The 7787-nt window shown below is 28.0% G+C and carries 10 protein-coding genes and 1 pseudogene; 2 read left to right on the top strand and 9 right to left on the bottom strand.

Annotated elements, in window-relative coordinates; translation table 11 throughout:
• Positions 1 to 138: 138 nt before the first annotated feature.
• The 8 genes and pseudogenes from COL3_RS24410 to COL3_RS24375 all read right to left on the bottom strand — a co-directional run bounded on the left by COL3_RS24410 (position 139) and on the right by COL3_RS24375 (position 4229).
• The gene (locus tag COL3_RS24410; protein WP_008422387.1) at positions 139 to 576 is read right to left on the bottom strand and encodes a hypothetical protein; all 438 of its coding nucleotides are present in this window, start codon (positions 574 to 576) and stop codon (positions 139 to 141) included.
• Between the two features lie 274 nt (positions 577 to 850).
• A pseudogene (locus COL3_RS24405) lies at positions 851 to 1033 on the bottom strand (hypothetical protein); the annotation flags it as partial.
• 6 nt (positions 1034 to 1039) lie between these two features.
• Positions 1040 to 1276: an AbrB/MazE/SpoVT family DNA-binding domain-containing protein gene (locus COL3_RS24400; RefSeq protein WP_008422383.1), complete on the bottom strand. Its 237-nt coding sequence runs from the start codon at positions 1274 to 1276 to the stop codon at positions 1040 to 1042.
• A 95-nt stretch (positions 1277 to 1371) separates the two neighbouring features.
• A complete protein-coding gene (locus COL3_RS24395; protein WP_008422381.1) occupies positions 1372 to 1998 on the bottom strand; it encodes an ATP-binding protein in 627 nt (208 codons plus the stop codon).
• Between the two features lie 49 nt (positions 1999 to 2047).
• Positions 2048 to 3253: a phage replisome organizer N-terminal domain-containing protein gene (locus COL3_RS24390; protein ID WP_008422379.1), complete on the bottom strand. Its 1206-nt coding sequence runs from the start codon at positions 3251 to 3253 to the stop codon at positions 2048 to 2050.
• Positions 3254 to 3454: 201 nt separating this feature from the next.
• Positions 3455 to 3646: a hypothetical protein gene (locus tag COL3_RS24385; RefSeq protein ID WP_008422374.1), complete on the bottom strand. Its 192-nt coding sequence runs from the start codon at positions 3644 to 3646 to the stop codon at positions 3455 to 3457.
• 16 nt (positions 3647 to 3662) lie between these two features.
• On the bottom strand, positions 3663 to 3869 hold the full coding sequence (locus COL3_RS24380) for a helix-turn-helix domain-containing protein (RefSeq protein ID WP_008422373.1): 207 nt from the start codon (positions 3867 to 3869) through the stop codon (positions 3663 to 3665).
• 153 nt (positions 3870 to 4022) lie between these two features.
• The gene (locus tag COL3_RS24375; RefSeq protein ID WP_008422371.1) at positions 4023 to 4229 is read right to left on the bottom strand and encodes a helix-turn-helix transcriptional regulator; all 207 of its coding nucleotides are present in this window, start codon (positions 4227 to 4229) and stop codon (positions 4023 to 4025) included.
• 151 nt (positions 4230 to 4380) lie between these two features.
• Between COL3_RS24375 and COL3_RS24370 the strand changes: the two genes are divergently transcribed.
• Positions 4381 to 4962, top strand: a complete 582-nt coding sequence (locus COL3_RS24370; RefSeq protein WP_008422369.1) for a helix-turn-helix transcriptional regulator — start codon at positions 4381 to 4383, stop codon at positions 4960 to 4962.
• 76 nt (positions 4963 to 5038) lie between these two features.
• Positions 5039 to 6217, top strand: coding sequence for a site-specific integrase (locus tag COL3_RS24365; RefSeq protein WP_008422367.1), 1179 nt, complete (start codon positions 5039 to 5041; stop codon positions 6215 to 6217).
• 69 nt (positions 6218 to 6286) lie between these two features.
• Here the strand turns inward: COL3_RS24365 and COL3_RS24360 are convergent, their stop codons facing one another.
• Positions 6287 to 7600 carry a reverse transcriptase/maturase family protein gene (locus COL3_RS24360; protein WP_008422366.1) on the bottom strand — a complete coding sequence of 438 codons (1314 nt, stop codon included), beginning with the start codon at positions 7598 to 7600 and terminating at the stop codon, positions 6287 to 6289.
• Positions 7601 to 7787 lie beyond the last annotated feature (187 nt).

Genomic DNA, 7787 nt, shown 5'->3' with positions numbered 1-7787 from the left:
TTAGCTAAGAAATCTGGTGCTCAAGTTGCTCAAAGACAAGTTACTAAGTTTGAAATAGCCTAATATCTGCAATATAGAAGGTTGTCCAATAAAGGATAATCTTCTATTTTCATTTTTTCAAATATCATGATAAATAGCTTATTTATTACTTTTATCATTATTTTTTTGATTTTTCCTCTGCTCAATCAGTGCCGCTCCAAATTCCCATCCACTCCATGAAATAAGTTCTTCTAAATAGAAAGGCTCTCCACATACCGGACAATATGGTATCATTTTATTTTTCCCTCGGTAGTTTTCTTCCAAATGTTTTATAACCTTGAGGTGTGGCTTATAATTATCAAGCTGTCTTTTTTGCTCTAGGGATGATTTCAATTGTTCATTAATTCTTTCATAGTGATTACATAAGTCCATGAGAGCTTCAAATGGCTCTACTATTTGGCCACATTGTCTACAATGAACTTCTCTATTAGCTGGATCTAGCACAAAGCTTCTTTTTGAACATGTACATTTTTTCTTGAAATTGTAGTTTGCTCTTATGATGTCTATATCAATTATTTTATCTGGAAGCTTATCCATAATAAATTCCCCTCCTAACTTTATATTAATACTTAATTTATTTTACAGAATTAAGTGCAATAGTTTATCGAAAGCTTTTATTAATTGTTATTGATAATTCCTTCATAAGCTTTCAAATAATATTTTCTTTAAGTTCTGTAAATTTATATCGAATAAAACATATCATAAATTTTGCATAGATTAAATTTATGCGAAATTATAGAAGCTTACCTTTAAATAGATGAGCTTCTATTTTTATGTGAACATAAAATAAATTGTCAGAGCTATAAAACACCTACTCTTGGTTTAAAACCTGCCTGATTAAATCTATTTCTTCAATTTTTAATCCTGTCAGATCTTTAATTGTTTCATTATCCATTCCTTTTTGTATTGCAATTTTAGCTGTTTCTATAGCTTTTTCCTTTTTACCTTCATCTTTTATGATTCTACCTAGCTCTGTCATTTTTAATTCCTCCTTTTACTCTCAGTTTAAAGCTTTTTTGCATTCATCGCAAACAGGCACGCCCATAAATTCACTTAGCATCTCATTACTTGCACAAAATACGCATCCTTTTTTATACTTCCTAACTAATATTTCATTATTAACTTGTATTATTTCCAAAGGATCTCCTTCATTAATTCCCATTATATTTCTTATTTCTTTTGGTATTACGACTCTTCCCACATTATCAAGATTTCTTACAATTCCTAATGTTTTCATTTTAACAATTTCCTCTCATATTTTAATTTTCTTCATTCTCAAAAAATACATATATATTTCTAAGGAAAAACAGTACACTTATATTACTTGTTGTTTCATTTAAGCCTATAATTATTCCTTATATCTTTCTCAATTTCAACCACATAATCCTTACTCATTTCGTATATGCGAGATCCCACCCCTTCATCAAAGTTCAGGAGTTTATCAATAGAAAATTCGCTACTCACTATTATAGGCAGAAAATTCAAGTATCTATAATTTATTATTTCAAACATCACATTTATATCGCTCTCATTGATTTTCCCCTTGAAGAGGTCATCAATTAAAAGGACCTCGCATAATTGATACTTTGAAATTGCTTTCTTATAATACTCATAATCAATCATATTCTGCTTTATTTCTGTTATTACATCTCTGTAAGGCATGTACACTACTTTAATCTTTTGTTTTAAAAAGTTTAATGCAACTGCAACGCTTATGTGACTTTTGCCACTGCCAACTTGTCCGCATAATAAAAGACTGTTTTTTCTCTTTTCTCTAATATCGTCAAAATCAGTGCAATAGGCTGCTGCAGTATCCTTTATTCTAGATGATGCTTCATTCCACACCTGAAAATTTGAAAAGGTATATTTGCTTTGCTCAACATTTATTCCAGAATACTTCCACTCATTTTTTAATTTTTCTATTTTTCTACATTCGCAGGTAACAGCAAATGGCTGCATATGCTCCTGTGGTATTAAAATCCACCCTGTGTCACAGCACTTACTGCATTTATATGAGTTTTGCTTCAATACTCTTTCTTTCAGCTTCTGTAAGTTTTCTTGGTTCTTTTGGCTTGAATCCTGCAAATTCATTTTTATCTGCTGTGTTACTCTTTCCAGTGCTTCTAAACCCATTTATCTTTACCTCCATATCATCTTCTGGATACCCTTCTCTTTTCCAGTTTTTCAGTATTCCATTAATGTAAGTCATATTAGCTTTATTAACCTCTAAAGCTTTATTAATAGCCATTTTCACATTTTTATATCCATGCATTTCAACAGCCAGTTTAAGAAGTCCTATATTAAGCCCTCCTAAAATTCCTGTTATATTTTCATAATGCTTTAAAAGGTCAGTTGCATTTTGATTATTGCTGTTATCATTTTCAAAATCACAAGCTTTATTTTTTTCAGGGACCTTGTCATTTTTAAAATCTTCTTTGCTTTCATCAGTACTAAAATTACTAGAAATTGCGACCTCTTTATTTCCACTTGTTTCCTTAGCCTTTGATAAATCACTTAAACTATTATCATCTTCATGAGTATTTTTAATATCACTCTTACTCTCTTTCTTTTTCTCCTTCTTAGTCTTATTCTCTTTCTTATTCTGTTCCATTACAGTAACGTTACAATAAGAACTATCACCATTACATGTAACGCTACTCTTATCATTTGTTTTGTTACAAGTAATATTTTCGGTAACATTACTTGTATTTGAATCTTCTTGAATATCTGCATTATTAATTTTTTCACTGCTATTTTCTGTATTCTCTTCAATTATTACTGATACATCATTATTAATTTCATTTTCTTTATTCTTTTCATTAAGTTCTTTCTTTTTAGCTCTACACTTTGCAACTCGATTATTACTTAATTGTCTAGCTCTCTCCATTCCCTCAACATTTTGATGTTTCTCCCAGTTTTTAATTCTAAAAGCCTTATCCTCTGTGAGTTCTATCATTTCTAATTTTCTTAGCATTTTATAAGCTGCTTTTATTTCATCTACACTTCTGTTAAATTCTATAGCCAAAGTCTTAATTGTATATGGCATATTATCTGTAATGTATAAATATCCTCCACGATTAATTTTTCCAGCTAAAACAAGAGATCTTGTCCAAACATAATGATATAAATCCCTATTTTCCATATCATCCAATATCTTAAGTTTAGTATCGTCATACATACCAACCTCAAATTTTACCCATTTAACATCCCCCATAATTGCTCCACTCCCACATATAGAATATTTCAAACTGTTTAAGACCCTTAAAAGATGGAGTGACCCCTATTAATTCACATGTAAATACATAGTATCTAAGAACCTTAAAATTCATTATTATTATCCTCATTAATAAAAAATAAATTATTTTTATAAAATATATCCAATAAATATTCCTTGGTAACTTGTAACTTTTTTCATTTACTTAATCAAAATTCCTTTATGCTCTTCTGTCTTTTTCCCTTTCTCCCAGTCATAATAAATACACTCTTCAACTTGCTTTACCGGAAAACATTCCCCTAACATTTCAGTACAAACCTTTGTATTCCTTGGATAGTTTTCTAGTATTTCAATTAAATCATTAGCTGTTAATCCTTCAAATTTTCTTATCATTTAAAACCCCTTCTTTCTATAAAACTTCTCCAATATGATCTTCCAAAAATTCATCTAATTTTGAAAGTATTATTCTAATATCTCTGCCTATTTTAATTACTGGCGCTCCTTCTATATGAGTTATTCTTCTTGCTTTTGCCTCTGAAACATCTAGTATTTTTGCTAATTCTTTAGTATTTATTGTTTTCTTTTTGATCTTTTCTCTATACTCCTCAATATCCATTGCTACCCCTCCAGCTAATATATTAAGTAATTATTTCTCGTTAAGTTATGTGATTACAATGCTACCATTTTAAATACATAAAAATATTAACTATCAATCAGATCAACTTAATTTTTACTTCCGTTAATAGAATACTTTAGTACTTTTATAATGTTATTCTTCGTCTAACAATATATCCTTGACATCAACATTTAAAGCTTTAGCTATTAGGCCGATGCTTTTAAGTGATGGCGTGGTACATCCCCCATTAATAATTTTTGAAACTGTAGCTCTTCCAAGTCCAGTTTTTTCAACCAGCTCATTAACTGATAAGCATTCATTTGCCTGAGCAATTTTTATTTTGTTTACATCTACATTCATTTTTCCACCCCTTCACACATTTGTATGAATTTTCCATATTTAAATTATATGTATTCATTTGTATGAAGTCAACATAATTTTAAATATATTTACATTTTATTGTTTACATTTGTATGAAATATTTGTAAAATATTTCTGAGGAGTGATAATTATGACCCTAGGAGAAAAAATTAAATTACATAGAACTAAACTGAATTTATCTCAAGAAGAATTGGCTAATAAATGTGAATTATCTAGAAATGCCATTTATAATTATGAAAATGGCAAAAGAACTCCAACAATATCAACTTTAGAAATAATAGCACATAATTTAAATTTATATATTTCTGATTTATTAGAAGATAGTGATAATACACATTATTCAAATAAATTAGGAATTTTAAATGCTATAGACAAAGATGTTGAAAATAATATTTTGGCTGTTGAAGAAAAGCGTGTTTTTTTTGAACAAGAAATGGATGAACTAGATAAAAAATATTTTTTTGATTTGTTTAATAGAAAAACATCTAGAATGAGTCCTCATGAATATTTTAAATTTATTTTGTCTATATGTCCTTTCAGTGAATCAGATCATATTAGTGAAGAGGATATGGAAGAGCTATCAGTTTTATTTTATAGACTTGTAACATTAAAAGCATATGAAAGAGATTCTCTTAATGAAATGGAAAAAATGATTCCTGGCCAATCAAAAAAATATGAAAAGAATAGATTTGTAACAACATGCACAAAATAGCATTATAGGATTTTAGTTTCAAAAGCTATCATCCTAATTTTTATTTAATTTTTATTTTCAAGTAGGTGAAAAAACTATGGCAAAAAGATCAAATGGAGATGGTTCTTCAGGATGGGTAACTAAAAACGGTAGAAAGTATTGGAGTATAGCTGTATCTGTAGGATATGATCCTTTAACAGGAAAATTAAAGAGAAAATATATATATGGTAAAACTCAAAAAGAAGCTAAGGCCAAGTTAAAAGAATTTGAAGAAAATTACGTGGAAAATAGTGATAATTCAACTTTAGGAAACTTTTATTATGATTGGTTATGGAATATTAAAAGACCATCGTTAAAGGATTCGACTTTTGAAAAATGGGAAGGCATTTATAGAAACTATATAAAGCCTAATAAAGGCCTTAATGATGCTAAGTTAACTGATATAGATACTTTAGCTTTACAAAAAATTACTACCGCACTATTAAAAAAACATACTTTATCACAAGTTAAAACAATGAATAGCTGTTTAGGTAATTGTTTCAGATATGCAAAATCTATTAATAAAATCAAATATAATCCTGTAGAGGGACTGATATACCCTAAAAACCATAATGTTGTCGAAGAAAAAGAAAATTATATTTCAGAAGATGACCAAAAGCGCTTTATATCTGCTCTTGAAGGCGATCCACTTGAAGGAATAATATTAATGGGCTTAATGTGTGGAGTTAGACTTGGAGAAGCTATGGCATTACAAGTAAAAGACTTTGACTTCAATCATATGAACGTTAAAATAAAAAAGTCTGTGAAATATGTTTGGACTGGTGAAAGGGATAAAGAAGGCAAAAAAATCTATGCAAATAAGGTTACTATTCCAAAGACCAGAACTAGTATAAGAGAAGTACCTCTTCCAGGTATGCTCAAACCTATAATTAAAGGGCTTATAAAAAAGAACATGGAGCACAAATTAAAATATGGTGAATTATATATAGATAATAGTCTTATCTTCTGTAAAGAAAATGGTGATTATATAGATAACAAAAAGCCTAATAGGCATTTAAAAATTGCATTAAAGAAGGCTGGCATTAAGTCAGATATACACTATCATAGTCTAAGACATATCTTTATAACAAATTGCTTAAGCAGGGACATTAATCCAAGAACTGTTATGGATTGGGTAGGCCATACTGATATAAAGATGACTATGCTAGTTTATGCTGAAATTAATAAAGATAAGAATAAGAAGGAATATGAGAAGATTAATTGTATGTTTGATTAAAGCTAGGCCAATGGCCTAGCTTATTTAAATTTAATAGATTTTTATATCAATCTTAAAATTACATCTTATCTATTCTTTCATCTTGTTATTTATTTTAGCCCAATGCTTTTTTACTTGATTGTGAATTTCATTTTTTAAAATATTACTTTCATTAAATATTTCTTCCGATCGTCTTGCATATGTAATAAAATTTCCATATTCTTTACTATACTTATAATCACCTAAATGAGTATATAGTTTATATAATTTTCTTTTTAAAGTAAATTCGTATTTACTGCCGTTATATTTCTTAACAGTTCTTGCTTTCTTATAAGCTCTACAATAATATTTAAATAAGCTTTTCTCTCTTATTTTCACTACTTGTCCATCAAAACTAAACCCTAGATAATTTAATATATTTTTATTGGTATTTAGATTAATAAGCTTATCATTTCCCTGACTATCATATATAAATTGCTCTGTTTTACTTGGATTTAAATCTAATCTTGGTATACTTTTAGCAATTCTATTTATCTCATTAATGTATTCATTGTATTTTTTACTTGTAATCTCTGAATCTTGAATTGGAATAACTATAATTAGATCATCGCAATATCTTCTATACAAGCCTCTTTTACTTGTTACATAATCATTAACTTGCTTATCAAAATCTAGCATATAAACATTAGAATAAATTGAACTTATAGCAGATCCTTGAGGTATTCCATAATTATTTTTATTCTTTTTTAGATATAGTTTTTTAAATTTTCTAAATTCTTCAGTTGTAAAATATTTAGGGTCTTTTATCATTTCTTTTATTTTTTTATTTTTGTCTTTTTCAATATCATCTCGCTCTATATATGTATATTGTGTTATATTTTTATAAATGCAGAAATGCTCTATTGGTAATCTTTTAACATCCAATACTTGCATTAATTTTTCCTTAAGATAGTTATGATCTAAGTTATCAAAAAAACCTGAAAAATCACCAACAAATATAAATGCACTTTTGCATTTACATATTAATTCTAACGCTTCCTTTGAAAAATGTATATTGCATCTGCCCTTAAGGTTATTTCTATATGCAGTGGCTACTTTATTAATACCTCTATTAATAGAAATTTTGTCATAGCATTCGTTAAGTATTTGTCCATAATATTGGTAAATAAATCTATCAATATGTGATGAATAAAAAATATCTCGTTTCTTTTCTCGTTTTTCCTTTATTCCAGTATCTTTATCATAAACATATTTGTTAAATATAATTTCATAATGTATAAACGGATAAAATCCATGTTTTTGTATCCAGTTAGTATTTTTAATCATATTTTCATATTTTACATAATCTTTTTTAATATCCAAATGAGTATAATACTTGTTTTTAAAAACAACATTTCTATTCATCCCTTTACCTCCAAAAGAGCTTATTAGCCATACGACCGGTAGATATCAAAAGCTAATAAGCATTTTAGAAACTTATCAATACGTATATCAGATTCCTCCATATATGTATTAATCTCTACCATCCCTCCACGATACTTATTGGTATATGATTATATTATTAATAGCTCTACAGGCATATTAATCGGAG

The sequence above is a fragment of the Clostridium sp. LS genome (genome assembly GCF_002760435.1).
Lineage (GTDB): Bacteria > Bacillota > Clostridia > Clostridiales > Clostridiaceae > Clostridium.
The sequence above is the reverse complement of the archived record's forward strand: the minus strand, read 5'-3'. Positions and strand labels throughout refer to the sequence as shown.